Origin of the sequence: Cecembia sp. (assembly GCF_007126775.1) — a bacterium.
GTDB lineage: Bacteria > Bacteroidota > Bacteroidia > Cytophagales > Cyclobacteriaceae > Cecembia.
The window spans coordinates 1-17,292 of the sequence record NZ_SLAP01000239.1; the positions used below are offsets into that span (position 1 = coordinate 1).

The 17,292-nt window shown below is 40.6% G+C and carries 14 protein-coding genes; 5 read left to right on the forward strand and 9 right to left on the reverse strand.

What is annotated here, in order from left to right:
* The first annotated feature begins 115 nt into the window (after positions 1–115).
* Complete coding sequence (locus tag QZT73_RS15780; RefSeq protein ID WP_291789203.1) at positions 116–1,450, forward strand: TIGR00341 family protein; 1,335 nt, start codon at positions 116–118, stop codon at positions 1,448–1,450.
* Between the two features lie 153 nt (positions 1,451–1,603).
* Here QZT73_RS15780 and floA read toward each other — a convergent pair whose 3' ends face one another.
* The 3 genes from floA to proS form a co-directional block, all read right to left on the reverse strand.
* Positions 1,604–2,620, reverse strand: coding sequence for a flotillin-like protein FloA (floA, locus tag QZT73_RS15785; protein WP_291777806.1), 1,017 nt, complete (start codon positions 2,618–2,620; stop codon positions 1,604–1,606).
* Between the two features lie 3 nt (positions 2,621–2,623).
* Positions 2,624–3,085 (reverse strand): NfeD family protein, encoded by a 462-nt coding sequence (locus QZT73_RS15790; protein ID WP_291777803.1) that lies wholly within the window; start codon positions 3,083–3,085, stop codon positions 2,624–2,626.
* A 140-nt stretch (positions 3,086–3,225) separates the two neighbouring features.
* Entirely contained in the window at positions 3,226–4,707 is a 1,482-nt protein-coding gene (gene proS, locus QZT73_RS15795; protein ID WP_291789177.1) for a proline--tRNA ligase, read from the reverse strand.
* 128 nt (positions 4,708–4,835) lie between these two features.
* On the opposite strand from proS, the gene QZT73_RS15800 reads away from it, so the two are divergent.
* Complete coding sequence (locus QZT73_RS15800) at positions 4,836–6,281, forward strand: hypothetical protein (protein ID WP_291777799.1); 1,446 nt, start codon at positions 4,836–4,838, stop codon at positions 6,279–6,281.
* Between the two features lie 84 nt (positions 6,282–6,365).
* Positions 6,366–7,886, forward strand: coding sequence for an outer membrane protein transport protein (locus QZT73_RS15805; RefSeq protein ID WP_291777797.1), 1,521 nt, complete (start codon positions 6,366–6,368; stop codon positions 7,884–7,886).
* Here the strand turns inward: QZT73_RS15805 and QZT73_RS15810 are convergent.
* From QZT73_RS15810 to QZT73_RS15820, 3 genes are read right to left on the reverse strand one after another with little or no spacing between them, the layout of a single operon-like run.
* A complete protein-coding gene (locus QZT73_RS15810) occupies positions 7,876–8,406 on the reverse strand; it encodes a shikimate kinase (protein ID WP_291777795.1) in 531 nt (176 codons plus the stop codon). The two genes, QZT73_RS15805 and QZT73_RS15810, sit on opposite strands and share 11 nt — an antisense overlap.
* Positions 8,407–8,408: 2 nt before the next feature.
* Positions 8,409–9,506, reverse strand: coding sequence for a BT_3928 family protein (locus QZT73_RS15815; RefSeq protein ID WP_291777791.1), 1,098 nt, complete (start codon positions 9,504–9,506; stop codon positions 8,409–8,411).
* A complete protein-coding gene (locus tag QZT73_RS15820) occupies positions 9,499–10,047 on the reverse strand; it encodes a DUF1599 domain-containing protein (RefSeq protein ID WP_291777788.1) in 549 nt (182 codons plus the stop codon). The genes QZT73_RS15815 and QZT73_RS15820 overlap by 8 nt, the downstream gene beginning before the upstream one ends.
* A 37-nt stretch (positions 10,048–10,084) precedes the next feature.
* Between QZT73_RS15820 and folP the strand changes: the two genes are divergently transcribed.
* Both folP and cdaA read left to right on the forward strand, forming a co-directional pair.
* Entirely contained in the window at positions 10,085–10,945 is an 861-nt protein-coding gene (gene folP / locus QZT73_RS15825) for a dihydropteroate synthase (protein WP_291789179.1), read from the forward strand.
* Positions 10,942–11,811 (forward strand): diadenylate cyclase CdaA, encoded by an 870-nt coding sequence (gene cdaA, locus QZT73_RS15830; RefSeq protein WP_291777783.1) that lies wholly within the window; start codon positions 10,942–10,944, stop codon positions 11,809–11,811. The genes folP and cdaA overlap by 4 nt, the downstream gene beginning before the upstream one ends.
* A gap of 14 nt (positions 11,812–11,825) precedes the next feature.
* Here the strand turns inward: cdaA and QZT73_RS15835 are convergent, their stop codons facing one another.
* The 3 genes from QZT73_RS15835 to QZT73_RS15845 are packed head-to-tail and all read right to left on the reverse strand — an operon-like array spanning position 11,826 to position 17,247.
* A complete protein-coding gene (locus tag QZT73_RS15835) occupies positions 11,826–12,704 on the reverse strand; it encodes a YicC/YloC family endoribonuclease (protein WP_291777780.1) in 879 nt (292 codons plus the stop codon).
* 16 nt (positions 12,705–12,720) lie between these two features.
* Positions 12,721–16,155 (reverse strand): biopolymer transporter Tol, encoded by a 3,435-nt coding sequence (locus QZT73_RS15840; RefSeq protein WP_291789182.1) that lies wholly within the window; start codon positions 16,153–16,155, stop codon positions 12,721–12,723.
* 48 nt (positions 16,156–16,203) lie between these two features.
* The gene (locus tag QZT73_RS15845) at positions 16,204–17,247 is read right to left on the reverse strand and encodes an FAD-binding oxidoreductase (protein WP_291789184.1); all 1,044 of its coding nucleotides are present in this window, start codon (positions 17,245–17,247) and stop codon (positions 16,204–16,206) included.
* Between the last annotated feature and the right edge of the window lie 45 nt (positions 17,248–17,292).

Here is a 17,292-nt window from a genome sequence, read left to right on the forward strand (position 1 = left end):
TCAGATTAAAAAAAAATGGAATCATCATAACTTAGAATTATTTAGATTGATAGCTGAAAAATTGACTTGCTTAATGGAACCAAACAACAAGACAATCAGCCTCCGCAATAGGATCATGCAATTGCTCCTGTTTTTTAAGGATAGGTTTGATCTTCATGAAGGAAAAGAAGATGAGCTGGAAACCATTGATTATATCCGCAAAAATATAGAATTCAAAGGAGCCAATCTTTGGATCTTGATCTTTGCTATTTTTGTGGCCTCAGTGGGACTGAATGTGAATTCTACAGCCGTGATCATAGGTGCCATGTTAATCTCCCCCTTAATGGGTCCTATTATGGGTATTGGCCTGGCAGCAGGAATCAACGATTTTGAGCTCCTCAAAAAATCCATGAAAAACCTGGGTATTGCCGTTGTGATTTCTATATTAACAAGTACGATCTATTTTTCTTTCACCCCGCTAAATGACGCCCAATCTGAGCTATTGGCCAGAACAGAACCCACAATCTGGGATGTACTCATCGCCCTCTTTGGGGGATTGGCCGGAATTGTTGCCGGTTCTAGAAAAGAGAAAAGCAATGCCATACCCGGAGTAGCTATCGCCACAGCACTGATGCCACCTTTGTGTACTGCAGGTTATGGATTGGCCACAGCCAACCTTTATTATTTTTTCGGCGCCTTCTACCTCTTTTTCATCAATTCTGTATTTATCAGTTTATCGACTTATGTCATTGTCCGTTTCATGAAATTCCCCAAAAAGGAATTTTTGGACAGAAAAAGAGAGAAAACAGTAAAGGCTTACATTACTATCTTTACCATATTGACAATAGTCCCCAGCGTTTACTTAGCATATAACATTGTCAAGCGAACGCTCTGGGAAAAAACTGCTAACCAATTCCTTACCACACAAATGGAATTCCCACGTACACAGGTTATCTCCTCTTCACTTTTCTATGACCCAGATAGCTCCAGAATTGAAGTATCTTTAATTGGTGAAAGAATCAGCGATGAAGAAATAGCCATCCTATCCAGAAAGATGGGAGGATTAAACCTGAGGAATACATATTTGCGAATAAAACAAAGTGGGGATGGCGGAACGGATCTTAATATGCTGAGATCAGATATCCTCAAGGACCTTTATGAAAGAAATGAAGTGCTCATCCAGGACAAAGATCAAAAAATAGCGCTCCTTGAAAGAGAATTGGCGGAGTATTCCAATAGCAGCTCTCAGGTATTGGATATTGCCAGAGAGGCAAAGATTAACCATCCCAATCTCCAGAATTTTTCTATGAACAGGGCGATTATGGCCGATCTACAAAAAGATAAACAGGATACACTGCTTTTTGCCTATGCAAAATTCAGGTCAAGGCCCAATATACAGGAGCAAAAGCGCTTTCAGGATTGGCTCAAATTAAGGACAAAAGCTGATTCTGTCGCTTTGATCTTAGATTAAAAAAGTCCGGCTGAATGATTCAGCCGGACTTTTCAGTAAAGTTAAAATTTATAGAAATTCAAAATCCAAATCGTCTTCAGCAAACCGACTCCCACTTCCGGAACCGCTATTCTAAAATCCGAATCCTACTTCCAAAATCTCAGTTCAAAAACCTTACTTCTTATCTCCTCCTTTATTCTTGGTGGAATCACCAGATGAGCTGCTATCGGAACCCGCAATAGAGGATCTCATGTCGGTATCTGATTTGATATTTTCCATGCGGTAATAATCCATCACGCCTAATTTCCCAGTTCTAAAGGCTTCGGAAATCGCTTTTGGCACCTCAGCTTCTGCTTCAATTACCTTCGCTCTCATCTCAACGGATTTGGCTTTCATTTCCTGCTCGAGCGCAACAGCCATGGCTCTACGCTCCTCAGCCTTAGCTTCTGCCACCTTAAGGTCAGCGGAAGCTTGATCAATTTGTAGCTTGGCGCCAATATTGGTACCTACATCAATATCCGCGATATCTATCGAAAGAATTTCGAAAGCAGTCCCAGCATCCAAACCCCGCTCTAAGACCAGCTTCGAAATTTTATCCGGATTCTCAAGTACGCTTTTATGATTTTGGGCCGAACCAATAGAAGTCACGATTCCTTCCCCTACCCTTGCAAGAATGGTCTCCTCTCCTGCACCACCGACTAACTGCGCAATATTCGCTCTGACGGTAACCCTTGCTTTCGCAATTAGCTGTATTCCATCAGCTGCTACAGCCGCGACATTGGGCGTATTGATAACTTTAGGATTGACCGAAATCTGAACAGCTTCAAACACATCCCTACCTGCAAGATCAATGGCAGTAGCTTGCTTAAAACTAAGCGTAATATTGGCCTTATCTGCAGAAATCAGAGCACGGATTACATTTGGTACATTTCCTCCCGCCAAATAGTGTGTTTCCAATTCATTGGTCGTCAACTGAAGACCGGCCTTTGTGGCGGTAATGAGAGAATTGACAATGATACTAGGTGGCACTTTCCTTATACGCATTCCGATCAACTCTCCTATACCCACGCGCACATTGGAAAAAATAGCCGTAATCCAAAGGTTAATGGGAACAAAATAAAGAAAGATAAATAAGAGAATAACTGCAGCAAATGCTGCAAATAAAACAAACACTGAATCCGTAATTTCCATAATTTATGTTTTAATGATGATCTTATTGTTTTCTAATTTGTGAATATAAACTTTGGTCCCTGTCTTGACCAAGCCCGAATCTGATTTTACTTCGTAAATGATTTCATTGAACTCTGCTTTGCCTATGGGCTTGATATCAGATAGCGCTTTGCCTTCCATTCCAATTTCCAGACCCACCAACCTATCATCAAAAGATCTACTTGTAATGGCATCTTTTAGCGCAAACCTGTTCCAAACACCGGATTTAAAAGCATAAACCAACGCGGTAAGATGAAGCAATACTGTTACCGCAAGAATGATCCATGCATCCTTGGCATCAAATTTAAGAAATGCATAGTAAATTCCACCTCCTGTAAATACCAAACCTACAAGGCCAACAATGGTAGTTCCCGGAACAAATAAAATTTCTGTGGCAACTAAAATCAATCCAATGATCAATAATGAAATCAGTATAAACCAGGTCATGGTATTTTTTTCTTGAAAATAGTGCTTTTTAGCCTATCTAAAAACCCAATCTTGATAAAACGCTGAAAAAAACCTAAGGTTTAAAAAACAGGCCATCCTTTGGACAGCCTGTATATGGTTTCTAAAATTTTAATCACAGCTCAATAAGCCCTGGCAAATAAGACCCTAGCCTGAGAAGGTTTACCCGTAAGTATACATTTACCTTCCTCCATTTCATTTCCAAGAGGAATGCAGCGGATAGTAGCCTTGGTCAGCTCCTTGATTTTTTCTTCGGTCTCTGCAGTACCATCCCAATGCGCGGAAAGGAACCCTCCTTTATTCTCGATCAGGTCCTGGAATGCTTCCCAGGAATCGACCTCAGTAGTCATTTCTTCTCTGAAATTCAAGGCTTTCTGATATATAGATTCCTGTATCTTTTCCAATAAGCTTTCTATGTATGCTGCAATATCAGTTTCATTCAGATCGATGGTTTCTTTGGTCAAAGTATCCCTTCGGGCCAATTCAACTGTATTATTTTCAAGGTCTCTTGGTCCCATCGCGATACGAAGCGGTACTCCCTTAAGCTCATATTCAGCAAATTTCCAACCGGGCTTGTAGGTATCACGCCTATCAAAATGAACAGCAACTCCTTTGTTTTTGAGTTTGTCCATAATATCAAGAGCTTTTGCGGAAATTTTATCCAACTCTTCATCAGTTTTATAGATGGGCACAATAACCACTTGTATGGGTGCTAATTTGGGAGGTAAAACCAATCCATTGTCATCGGAGTGTGCCATAATTAAAGCACCCATAAGCCGCGTACTAACGCCCCAAGAGGTTCCCCATACATATTCCAACCCGCCTTCTTTGGTTGCAAATTTCACATCAAATGCTTTGGCAAAATTTTGCCCTAAGAAGTGAGAAGTTCCTGCCTGCAAGGCTTTTCCATCCTGCATCATGGCCTCTATACAGTAGGTATCTTCTGCACCGGCAAACCGCTCATTTTCACTTTTTACCCCCCTTACCACTGGAAGTGCCATGAATTTTTCGGCAAATTCAGCATAAACCTGCATCATTTTTACCGTTTCCTCTATTGCTTCTTCCTTGGTGGCATGGGCAGTATGTCCTTCCTGCCAAAGAAATTCTGTCGTTCTGAGAAAAAGACGGGTTCGCATTTCCCAACGCACCACATTGGCCCACTGATTGACCAAAAGTGGTAGATCCCGATAAGACTGAATCCAATTTTTGTAAGTACTCCAAATAACCGTCTCGGAAGTAGGCCTGACAATAAGTTCCTCTTCCAATTTTGCTTCAGGGTCAACCACCACCGATTTTCCATCTTCGGAGTTTTTTAACCTGTAATGGGTCACAACAGCGCATTCCTTAGCAAAACCCTCTACATGGCTGGCCTCTTTTGAAAGATATGATTTCGGAATAAATAATGGAAAATAGGCATTGCTGTGCCCCGTTTCCTTGAACATTTTGTCCAACTGGGCCTGCATTTTCTCCCAAATGGAATATCCGTACGGCTTGATGACCATACAGCCCCGCACAGGGGAATTTTCTGCCAAATCAGCCCTTTTTACCAATTCATTGTACCACAAAGAGTAGTCTTCACTTCTTTTAGGCAGTCCTTTGCTCATATTGTTTTTGTTGATTTCAAAAATCTATTTATCTTCGCTCAATACTGTGGGAGGCAAATATAAATAAATATTGATAACCCTAAAGGTACCCATGCGTATAATAGAAGTAATTAGATCAACCAAACAAAATGATGAACCTCAACAAAATATTGACCATTGGAGCTGGGGCAGTCCTTATGCTGTCTTCCTGCAGTTCTAGCTACAATGCCATGAGAGGCGGTGAAAGTGACGATTTGTATTTCATGGCCTCCGATGCTAGAGTAGCTACTGAGTTTGCCGTTAATAACAATACACCTCAAAACTTTCAGTCTTTAGGAAATGTAGAAACCAATACATTTGACCAAGAAAATTTCTCTGCCAGAAATGTAAACCCAGAGTACTTGGCCAGATATCAGGCACAGACACAGCCCGAAGAATCGGGAACAGTTTACTTTGATGACAATAATGAGGTGCAGGAAAGTGCGCCCAATGTGAACGTATATAATAATTTTTACGGATCCGGTTTTAACGGAGGTGGATTTGGACAAAGTGCATTCAACCTCAACCTTGGATTTGGAATGGGCTTTGGCGCACCAATGATGGGTTGGGGAATGCCTATGATGGGATGGGGAATGCCATTCTATGATCCCTTCTTCAATCCTTTCTGGGGAGGAGGATTCGGTATGATGAGACCTTGGGGCTGGGGTATGAGACCTGGTTTCGGTTTCGGATGGAACTCCATGTGGGGCTGGAATGCCGGTTTCGGTATGGGCTTCGGAAATCCTTGGATGATGGGCGGCATGTGGGGTAACCCTTGGATGGGTGGCATGTGGGGTAACCCTTGGATGGGTGGCTTCGGTCCAGGAATGGGCTGGGGTGGTCCAATCATCGTGCTTCCAGGTGAGCAAGGAAGGCAAATTGTAAGAGGTTCAAGGTATGGCAGAGGTTCAGGAACTGCAGTGTCCGGTGGCAGAGGTTCTGCTACAGGATACCAACCAGCCACTGCTAGGGCTGCAAGAAGAGATGCGGCCAGCGGTGCGAGAAGTATCAATTCTGGCAGTAGGGCTACCAGCAGAGATTTTGGGTCCTCTCAAAATGAGTACCTTTCAAATAGAAGTAGAGTGGCAAATACCAATGCTTCTGCACGCCCAAGTGTAAGAAATACCGGTTCAGCTGCGGCAACCAGACCTGGAACAAGAACTGGTGTAGCCAACACAAGACCCAATTATAATACAAATATGAACAGGGCAAATACCAGAACAAACTCTGCTTCCCCTGCTTACAGACAAAATACAGGAAGCTTTAACAGAGGTTCAGGAGCAAGAAGTGCCAACCCTTCATACAATAGAGGCGGAGGTACCTTCAATAACAATAATAGAGGTGGATCCTTCAACAATTCAAGGACTGCCCCATCTAGAAATACAATGTCTCCTTCAAGAGGTGGCATGTCCTCACCAAGCAGAGGCAGCAGTGGAGGATTCAGCTCTCCCAGCAGAAGCTCTGGCGGAGGTGGATTTAGCTCCGGCGGTGGCGGAAGCCGTGGTGGTGGCGGCGGTATGAGCTCCGGAGGTTCAAGAGGTGGAAGGGGGAATTAATTCCCTCTTTTTTTTGCCCTCATCAAAACAATAAAGGCATGTTATTTGATTAATTGGATGAAGTATATCAGCTCAATTTTATATATGATTTCGACAAAAAAAGTATTGTTTTCAGTTTTGGCCTTGATGTTCAGCTTTGGAATGGCAGAAGCACAGATTGGTTATTTTGAAGATGCCCTTAGGTTCAGCCAGTTCCGATCTACCGGATCGGCGAGAATTATGGGATTAGGAGGCGCACAGATGTCCTTAGGAGGAGACGTCTCCAATATTCATGGTAACCCTGCGGGGCTTGGCTTCTTCAGAAGATCAGAGGTCAGTTTTAGTCCCTCCTTCACCACCTGGAATACAGAATCCAATTTCCTGGGGCAAATTCAAAATGACCGCACAGGTAATTTTGCCATCCCAAATATAAGCTTGGTCATTAGCAGACCAAGAGGACCTTTGACTACCGGAGCCTTTAGGGGAGGCTCTTTTGGGTTCAGCTTCAACAGAATGAATCTCTTTAATACCCAATTTGGGTATTTCTCAGACATACAGGGAGAAACGTCAATTATTGACCATTTTATTCAAAGGGCAAATGGGATTCCTGAAAGTCAAATAGAAAATTTCGGTTTGACAGGACTGGCTTACCAGACATTCCTTATAAATCCAATAACGGAAGACGCTAATGGTAATCCGATCTTAAATCCCACCCAATACGACTCTTTTGTTCTTGGTTTTCCTTTTCAGGACGAAACTGTTATCACAGATGGAAGGGTAAGTCAAACGAGTTTTTCCTATGGAGCAAACTTCCTGAACAAATTCTTCGTCGGTGCAAGCTTGGGATTGACTTCCATTATTTACAATTCCCAGAAAGACTATGGAGAAGAATTTTTTGATGAGCCACTATTGACCACATCTGTTATAGAGAACCTCAATATGGATGGTTTTGGTGCCAATATTAACCTTGGAGTCATCTACAAGCCCATTGAACAGCTAAATTTAGGTTTTAATTTTCAGTCCCCTACCTGGTACCGGATCAATGAACAATATGAGGCCAGAATAATTAATTTCTTCGATAATTTCTTTTTTGAGCCTGAAAACATCACTTTAGGGAGAGAAGAAGCAGTAACACCCATTATCTTAGGGACCTACAATTTGAATACCCCTTTAAGGTTAAGCGGGGGAATAACCTACTTCTTTGGAAAAAATGGTTTTCTGACTGCAGATATCGATTACCTTGACTATAGCCAAAGTCGCATCAATTCAAGAGATTTTAATCCTTCTGACGACAATTTGGAAATTAGAAGATTGTTTGGACAGACATTCAATTACCGGGTTGGAGGGGAATACAGATTCGATATCTGGAGAATAAGAGGTGGATATGGGCTTTATGGAGACCCATTTAGGAACCCACAGGGTTTTGACAGATCTACACAGCAATTCTCCGGGGGTCTCGGTGTAAGACTTCAAAAAGTATATGTGGATTTTGCTTTTATTTCCTCCACATTTAGACAGCTTTATAGCTCTTATGATTTCATAGAAAATGGAACAAATATAGGTCCCGTTACTGAAATCCGTAATAATTTGTCCACTGGCATGCTCACTGTCGGGTTCAACTTTTAAAAAAAGCCATCAATTCAGACATCAACTGCTCAGTGGAGATATCATCACCACTGAGCTTTATTTTTGACTGTAAATAATAACTTTCCCGGGAGGCGAGTAGATTTTTAAGTTTCAAAATGACTTCTCCTTCTCCAAGTCCAGCAAACATAGGCCGTTTGCCCAATTGGTCTTTGGATAATCGCTTCATTATCTCTTCCAATGAGACTTCCAAATAGACGGATACTGCATTTGCATTGATCAGGTCCATATTATCATTGAAACAAGGTGCACCGCCCCCTGTAGATAAAACAAAGGATTCGCTGTCAGAGAAAATCTCTCTGAGATAGAAGGATTCCAACTCCCGGAACTCCCCCTCTCCTCCCCGATCAAATATATCGCTGATTTTAAGTCCTGATTTTTTTTCAATGAAGTCATCAAGGTCAATCCATGTGAATTTAAGCTGCTGCGCCAGCATTTTAGCAAAAGTAGTTTTCCCCGAACCAGGAAGCCCTACAAGCACTATTTTAAGCGGTTTTCTCATGATTACTGCAGCAGGCGCTTGACTTCTTCTATTTCAGGGATATTTCTGAAATGGTATTTCTTTACCACCACACCCTCATCAAGAAGCATTAGCCCTGGATTTGACCTCATAATGGTCTTGATTACCGTAGCGTCTCCTTGATAACCCTCAATATTCCAATTTTGCTGTGTAATTAATCCTTCAATTTCATCTTCCGAAGAAGCAGCTACCAAAAGGGGCTGAATTGTTGTTCCTTCCAACCCATTTACAAGCGCACCTAATTCATCCAGATTAGACGTGTTCATTTTGGAAATATTAAATGCCAAAATCACAGCTTTTTTCCCAGATAAAATTCCCTCCGTAAAATCCCCCTCACTGTTCCAAACAGCGAAATCGGAAATTTTAGGCAGCGCTTCTTCATTGATCAGCTTCATTTCTACAAATTCGAAAGTATCATCAGCAGGATATTGGTCAAATGTATAGATTTCTCCATCCTTACTCATGATATAACTGTATTGTAAAGGTGCCGAAGGCAACATAGCTTCAGGAATATTCACCCCTTCTTTATATGCTCTGAAATCAATGAAAGGTAAATTTCTAATGGCAGTAATGGCCAGGATCAATGAAAGTGCCAGACTTATCCTTGCAGTCCAATTGGCCCATGAAGGGCTTTTGGAAGGCAGGTCTTTTCTGAAGAAGAATAATACAGCAATAAGCACCAAAAGAATAACATCCTTGGTGAAAGATTCCCATGGGGTCAGTTTAATGGCATCTCCAAAGCAACCACAATCTGTCACCTTATCAAAATATGCGGAATAAAAGGTCAAAAAAGTGAAGAATACAATCATCAAGGTCAAAGCCCAAACCGTAAATCTCAGGCGGACACCTGTAATTAACATCACTCCTAACACTACTTCTGCTACAACCAAGAAGACCGCAAGCGGAAGCGCAATATCCTTCAATAAATAAAAGAAGGATGCAATATCACTTGAAAACACATCAAAGTATTCTTCCAGTTTGATGGCCGTGCCAACAGGGTCATTGACTTTGATCAGCCCAGAAAAAATAAAGAGACCTCCTACAAATAGCCGGATGGTGAATAAAGAAATATTCTTAAGCATGGTGATAACCTAATTTAATAAGACAAAAAACAGCATAATTAATCATGTCCTGATAATTGGCCTCTATACCTTCAGATACCAAGGTAACGCCTTGATTATCCTCTATCTGTTTGACTCGGTACAATTTCATGAGGATAATATCTGTCATCGAAGATACACGCATATCGCGCCAAGCTTCTCCATAATCATGATTCTTATTTTCCAAAAGACCCCTGGTAGCTTCCGCCCATTGGTCATATAATGGTTCGAGTTCACTATAGGCCAACTCCATCCTTTCATCATCAGCCAAACTAATCTGAATCAATGCAATTAGACAATAATTGATGATACCCACAAACTCATCTGCAATGGGGTCGTTTACCTTTTGGCTCCCCTTTTCTTGTATGGAACGGATCCGTTGAGCCTTGATAAATATCTGATCTGTAATTGACGAAATTCTCAGGATTCTCCAAGCTGTCCCATAGTCAAGGGTTTTCTTCTTGAAAAGTTCTTTACAATGCCTGATTACTTGATTATATTCGCTGACTGTTTGTGTTTTCAAACCTATCCCTTTTTATAAACTCTAATTTCCACTCAATTTGGATTTCGAAGATATATTATTTCCTCCAAAAATAACACTCCGTTCCAAAGGAAAGCTCTTGCTTCTGGATAGACCATGGGTTATGGGCATACTGAATGTTACTCCAGATTCTTTTTTTGCAGGCAGCAGGATTGAATCAGAAGGACACAAATTTTTAGAGCGGGTTGAACAAATGATTCAGCAGGGGGCTGATATCCTTGATGTGGGCGGTTACAGTACAAGACCGGGAGCTGATGAAATCAGCGAAGAGGAAGAATTGAACCGGGTAATTCCTGCTATCCGCTTAATCAAATCACAATTCCCTGAAATATTGGTATCCATTGACTCATTCAGAGCCAAAGTTGCAGCAGCAGCCGTCAAAGAAGGGGCAGATTTGGTCAATGATATATCTGCAGGATCTCTGGATAAAAAAATGTTTGAAACCGTAGGCAATCTTGACGTACCCTATATAGCCATGCATATGCGGGGCTCTCCTAAAGAAATGCAAACCCTAACCCATTATGAGGATATACTTTTAGAAATGCTCCAATACTTTGCCGAAAAACTTGCAGCTTGTAAAAAAGCTGGCATAAAAGATGTAATAATAGACCCAGGGTTCGGTTTTGCTAAAACTTTGGATCAAAATTATTGGATTCTCAAAAATTTATCTTATTTTAAGATAATACAATCCCCTATTTTAGCAGGAGTTTCTAGAAAGTCTATGATTTACAAAATTTTAGGCTTAAGTCCAGAAAAAGCGCTGAATGGGACAACTGCCCTTCATATGGCAGCTTTGATAAATGGAGCAAACATTTTGAGGGTACATGACGTGAAAGAAGCAAAACAAACCATAAATTTATATAAACAAATATACCCTTGAGTTTATTATTCAAAATAGGATTTTTAGAAATTTCCATCGTCAACCTGGTAGATATTACCTTGGTAAGTATACTGATTTACCAAGTTTATAAATTGCTTAGGGGAAGCGTTGCTATAAAGATTTTTCTGGGGTTTTTATCCATTTATTTGATCTACCTTCTGGTAAGTGCCCTAAGGATGGAGTTATTGTCTATCATCTTGGGTCAGTTTATGGGTGTGGGTATTATTGCTGCCATTATCATTTTTGCACCAGAAATCAGGAAATTTCTTCTTATCATCGGTCGTTCATCCTTCCTTTCCAACGAAAATTTCCTGCAAGAACTTCTGTTTTGGAGAAAAAAAGAAAGTCAGGCTTTCAATATCAATCCCATAATCGAGGCAACAAAAAGCCTTTCAGGAACCAATACAGGTGCTTTAATGGTGCTTTCCAGTAATTCGGAACTGAAATTCTATGCAGAAAGTGGAGATATACTTGATGCAATAGTCTCCAAAAGATTGTTGATCTCCATTTTCAATAAATACAGCCCACTACATGATGGGGCTGTGATCATCTATAATGGAAGGGCCAAAGCTGCCAGGTGCATCTTACCGGTAACAGAAAGGGATGTCCCTGCCCATTTTGGATTAAGACACCGTGCAGCCATTGGCATGTCAGAGGCTACAGACACCTTGGTTTTGACCGTATCAGAAGAAACCGGGCAGGTTTCACTGGCTAAAAACGGGAAAATCCTTCATAATTTATCCATACAGGAAGTCCGTGAATTCATCAATGACTACCTAACCGGAGTGGATATTGATGAAAAATTTGAACCGATCAGTAATTTCGAAGCGAAGCTATTGCGAAAAGCAGCAGCCAGTAATTCTTAATCAGACTGCTTTTTTTAAAGAATATTCAGGGACTGTTCTTTTATTTTTTCGAGTTCATCTTTCATAACTACTACATACTGCTGGATTTCGGCATCATTGGCCTTGGAACCTATAGTATTGATTTCCCGTCCTATTTCCTGTGAGATAAAACCCAGCTTTTTACCCTGATTACTTTCTTCTAAAAGGTTTTTTTCAAAGTATTTCAAGTGCGTATCCAAGCGGACAAGCTCTTCTGTAATGTCAATTTTTTCAAAATAATAGATCAACTCCTGTTCAAAGCGGTTTTTATCAAAATCCTGCTCTTCCAACCAATCATTAAAATTTGACCTTACCCTTTGCCTTATCCTATCTTTCCGGATTGGATCAGCCATTTTTACCTTATTTAAACCTTCCCGGATTATAGCAAGATTTTCAATGAATTTATCCTGAAGCACCTGTCCTTCATCCTTTCTGAAATCATCGCATTTATGAAGTGCTATCTCAATAATGTCCCTTACTGCTTCCCATTGTTCTGCTCCTGAAGTCTTCTCAACCAGGTTGGATATCACATTTGGTGACTGCAAGGCCAACTTGAACAGATCCTCCTTCTCAGCTCCTACCTGCTCGGACAAGGATTTATACTTTTGAAAATAGGAGACAAAAAGTTCATCATTAATTGAAACCGGGAGATCTACTCCAGACTTGCTGCTGAATTCAATATTGACATTTACCTTTCCTCTCTCAAGTATTTTGGAAACCAGATTCCTGATCTCCAACTCTTTATCGGAAAACTGTCTTGGACTGCGGGTATTGAGATCAAGAAATTTGGAATTGAGTGTTTTGACCTCCACACTGATTATGAAAGCCTCATTTTCTACACTTGCCAGGCCATAGCCCGTCATTGATTTAATCATAGATTTACTGGTACATTTAGAAATTGTAACCCAAAGTTACATAGAATCTCAAATCTTCCCTCTGGTAGTTACGAACCGGCTGAGCCAAGTCAAACTTAAAATAATAATTTAACAGTACGGTACGTACGCCTGCTCCATAACTTTGTAGCCAGGGATTATTGAAATTATTAAGCGTGATTTTAAAGGGGGATCCAGGGGCAGTAATTACTTCCGTATTTTGATCATTTACCCTTTCCCATGGCGCAGCATCATTCCATGCAGAACCTATATCATAAAATGCTACAAACTGAAAATTCTTGACAAAGTTAGAAGTGATATTGCCCCTTGATAAATAAGAGAATAAAGGTATCCTCAATTCAGAGGTGAAAGTAAAAACATTTCTACCTCTGATTTCATCAAAAAGATAGCCTCTTAGATCGACGAATTCAGCAAAAAGAATGTTGGAATTCTCCGTTCCCGCAGGATTTCTTACGGGAGATTGTTCGGGTCTGTTGGCCGGAGGATTATAAAACTGATTGAAAAGCCAGTTGTTCATACCACCAACCAGATAATTTTGAGGATTTCTACCGAAAAATGAACCAGCAAATATTCGGCTAGCAAATATGATATTTTTATGAATTTGTTGGTAATTTCTGAAATCCAGGTAAAAATTAGAAAAGGACCTATCGCTTTGGTTCAGTCCCTGGTAATGCACGATTCCTACCTTGCCCTTTATGCCTTTCTGCATATAAAGTCCTAATTGATCTGTTTTGTCCAAAACAAATTCGGCCCTTCCTCCGGCAAACTGTATATCGAATCGGTTCTGCTCAGGAACTTGTCCCCTCAGAATGGAATCTGCGTCCAGGTTGAAGAATTGTGTCCTTGCGACAAATGGTGCCAGAGTAAACCTTGTATGAGGATTGAATGGATATGAGAATCCCAATTCTGTACGGTTCAAAACGTAACGATGGAAGGTCAAATCATTATCATCGATCTGAATTGCTCTTCTGTCAAATCTCAGGCGTACATCAATCCGCTGTTTGAGGTACTCATACTCAAAATATATATCACTCCCTGACCTCAAATCCAGTGGTACCATAATTCCTCCTGCAAAGGCATGGTTATCCAAAATATCAGACATCTTGCCTGATAGACCTATTCCAAATCCACGCAAAGGATCCACAACAAAATCATTAGAGAGGGAATTTGTGATAAATTGAGGTGTCATCCTGCTTGGTCCAACCACCCTCTTTTGGGAACTTTGTCTTCTAAAGGTTTCCAGAAGGTTACTCCTGGAAGCAACAGCTGTACCCGATCTTTCAGGAGAAGGGGATACAACAGGAATGGTATCAAAAACGTAATTGTCTGTATCCAAACCTGCACTCCTTTCAAAACGAAGACGGTCCATACTGATGGGACTGGTAAGGCTTTGAGGTAAAGGAACTGTATCCGAAACCTGTTCTTGTTCTTGTTCTTCTATCACCGGAGGAGTCGGTCGTGGCTGCGTGACGGGAACCCCCAGCATAAGATCTTCCAATCGCATATTGAGTACCGTATCCGATTTGACCTGTGTTGACTCGCGTTGTTCTTCGGTTCTTGTTAAAGCCCTTCTTTCCCTTAGCTCTTCCTGTGGCACAGCCACAACTTGTTCCTGCCGCTCTTCTAATCTTCTGGAAGATAACCTCTCAGATAGCGTTTTCGCCTGGAGTAATTGAACTCTTGGAGTACTTGGTGTAAACTGTTCAATATTAGAAAAACTCTCTAAATTTATCCTGCTTACATTTCCATCTCTGTAGGAGTAAGCAATACGATTGATTTTAGAAGAATAATCGAAGGCTTCAATACTTTTATTAAATGCACTGACCTGACTGGTAATTCCGTTAGAAATCGTCAAACGCATCAAATTATTGATCCCACTTTGATCTGATATCAACAAGATGTTATTGGAATTTAAAACAGCGGGTCTGACATTTTTATTGTTCAGATTGGTTAGCTTTTTTAAAGGAAGGGAATCTCTGAGGTCTAATTGGTAAAGATTAAAATAATCCGCAAGCAAGTTGACATCAGGTGTCCTTGTCATGAGAGAGTCCGGAATATCTGTTGCATTTGAAGCATAGATTACTGTAGAGTCATTGAGGAAGATGGGTGTTATATTATCAAAAACATCATTTGTCAGTCTTCTCCCGACTCCTCTTGCGTTTAAGCTGTAAATATCGGTCTTCCCATTGGCAATGGCAGAAAGAACCATATTTCTTCCATCTGAACTGTAATCCAAACTCAATATCTGGGTTATATTTCGTAAGAAAATTTTATCCTGAGCCGAACCATCAATGGCACGCATTCTAAGGGTAGTAGTTCCTCTTCTAAAGGTAGCAATTGAAAGGTTTAATGTATCTCTCCATGCAATGATAGGGGAAGTTTGGTTCACGGGCAGATCATTGCTTGCTGATCCACCGGAGTAAATGATGCGTTCCCTACCACTGGAAAGATCCCTAACCAAAACCCTGTATCTGCCACCATTATTTATTACATAAGCAAGATTTTTAGCATCTGGACTGAATTTGATCTCATTGATAATCCCTTCACGCCCAGAAGAAGTATTATTGATTTCATTGCTTTGGTTGATATCTTTAAAAGTGTTAAATACCTGCTCGTTGGTACTGACATAAAACTGTCTCCATTGTTCCATAAAAGCTTTGTAATTCACCCCTATGGTATTGGCTATGCTGTTCTCTTCATTCCTGTTGATACGGCTGAGATTCAATATGCTGGAAACATACCTTCTACCATATCGCTCCACTATAAAATTCCAAACAGATTGACCGAGGTATGCCGCCTCTTTTTCGGTATAACGGTGCAATTTGATGTTTTTATTATCCCTGAAATAATGACGCACATAATCATCCATTTCTCTGCTCCAACCATAAGCAAGATACATGGCCGCCCCATCTACAAACCATTCCGGAAATGTATTGATCAAACTGGACTGAAAAGCATCCGCTATAGTAGATCCGTACAACATCTCCTCGACAATTACTTTGGCAGTAGTGTAGATCAAGTCATTTTTGAAAGTCTCCCAACTTCCCTGATAGGCCACTTCTCCGATCAGCCGGCCGAAATATGTTTGCCCATCTATTGTAAACTGATCTTTATTCAGATTCAGATTACTTTGGAGAATTTCTTCAGCTGAATTATAAATGAAAATTTTTGGCTTGGTGTAGGCAACATATCCGATTTGTTGGGTCAATCTATCAAATTCCCCTTCCAGGTAATCGATGGCCATGCGGGCATTGTTCATCCCTCCATCGTAATAGTATACCTCAAAATTATTTGAAGTATAGTGATACCATTCTATATTTTGATGCTGTACCCTGTTTTTACCAAACCTTTCCCTGTCCAATTGGGAATAGCTGTGATGCACTGTTAGCATCAAGGCAAAAACGAAGAAAATACGGATAAACCTAACTCTCATCTATTATGATATATTGGACTTAAATATACTTAAAAATATATTTTTTGTTTACATGCACCGCATAATGTTTACTTCTTTTTGTGGTTCTTTCCCTTCCAAAAGCAGTTCAAGCATCACTTTGCTGAAATAAGGAACAAGAGAAACACCTTTCGCACCAAATCCATTAAAGACATAAACCCTATCCTGCAAAGGATGTTTTCCCAAAAACGGTTTTCTGTCTTTTGTGGCCGGTCTGATACCAAATTTATGGGCAACCAAGTTTTTGTCTGGTATTTTTATCAATTTATCCAACTTCTCAAACAACTCCCTCACTGCTCTTTCAGTGGGTCCTATGTCTAAATCATGCCAAGAGTAGGTTGACCCCACTCTTTTCAACCCGTTGGGCAAAGAAATACGAAAAACCCCTCTGTTAATAACGGCCTCAGGATGGAAATCCTGTTCAATATCCAAAATTTCTCCTTTGACCGGGGCAAAGGGAAGCGTTTTGAAAAACTCACTTTCCAAAGCGCCCAAGCCATTACAATAAATCATGCCCTTGGCTTTTATATCCCTGTATTTCAACCCATTATTTTCAAAAATTACTTCTTTTTCATTAAAAATCTCCAGTCTCAAATAGCCCTTGCCTAATAAAAAATCAGAATAGGCATCCAATAAGGTATTGATATCAAGAAAACCTGAGTTTTTGAGCAAAATACCTCCAAAAGGATTGAAAACTTCATCAAACAAAGGTTTTGTATATATCTTTTCAAAAAATGGCTGAAGCAGGGGGTCCGCACTGTGTCCCATCCATTCATTTTGTTCTTCGATAGTAAGAAAAGGCCTGTAAATTGGTCGCTTATGGAGAAAAGATTTCCCCAATAAGTTCTCAATGGAAGCATAAAATGGCTCTATTTCAGGAAATAGTTTGTCTGCCAGCCAGGTCCTTACCATTTTTTTCCCTGTAACAGGATTGTATAATCCGGCTGCCACCCGACTGCTCTTATTGGACAATGGGCTATCCAAAACCATAAGGGTATGGCCTTTTTGAATAATTCTATGAGAAAGGGCAGTACCTGCCAGCCCTTGACCAATCAGTAAAAAATCAACTTCCATGCCCAAAAATAGATTCTTTATTCGTTATTTTGAGGAATAAATCAA

Bases quoted from the DNA above. Each gene is read 5' to 3' on its own strand.
- QZT73_RS15780 (WP_291789203.1), top strand. From the start codon at position 116: ATGCAATTGCTCCTGTTTTTTAAGGATAGGTTTGATCTTCATGAAGGA.
- floA (WP_291777806.1), bottom strand. From the start codon at position 2,620: ATGGAAATTACGGATTCAGTGTTTGTTTTATTTGCAGCATTTGCTGCA.
- QZT73_RS15790 (WP_291777803.1), bottom strand. From the start codon at position 3,085: ATGACCTGGTTTATACTGATTTCATTATTGATCATTGGATTGATTTTA.
- proS (WP_291789177.1), bottom strand. From the start codon at position 4,707: ATGAGCAAAGGACTGCCTAAAAGAAGTGAAGACTACTCTTTGTGGTAC.
- QZT73_RS15800 (WP_291777799.1), top strand. From the start codon at position 4,836: ATGATGAACCTCAACAAAATATTGACCATTGGAGCTGGGGCAGTCCTT.
- QZT73_RS15805 (WP_291777797.1), top strand. From the start codon at position 6,366: ATGATTTCGACAAAAAAAGTATTGTTTTCAGTTTTGGCCTTGATGTTC.
- QZT73_RS15810 (WP_291777795.1), bottom strand. From the start codon at position 8,406: ATGAGAAAACCGCTTAAAATAGTGCTTGTAGGGCTTCCTGGTTCGGGG.
- QZT73_RS15815 (WP_291777791.1), bottom strand. From the start codon at position 9,506: ATGCTTAAGAATATTTCTTTATTCACCATCCGGCTATTTGTAGGAGGT.
- QZT73_RS15835 (WP_291777780.1), bottom strand. From the start codon at position 12,704: ATGATTAAATCAATGACGGGCTATGGCCTGGCAAGTGTAGAAAATGAG.
- QZT73_RS15840 (WP_291789182.1), bottom strand. From the start codon at position 16,155: ATGAGAGTTAGGTTTATCCGTATTTTCTTCGTTTTTGCCTTGATGCTA.
- QZT73_RS15845 (WP_291789184.1), bottom strand. From the start codon at position 17,247: ATGGAAGTTGATTTTTTACTGATTGGTCAAGGGCTGGCAGGTACTGCC.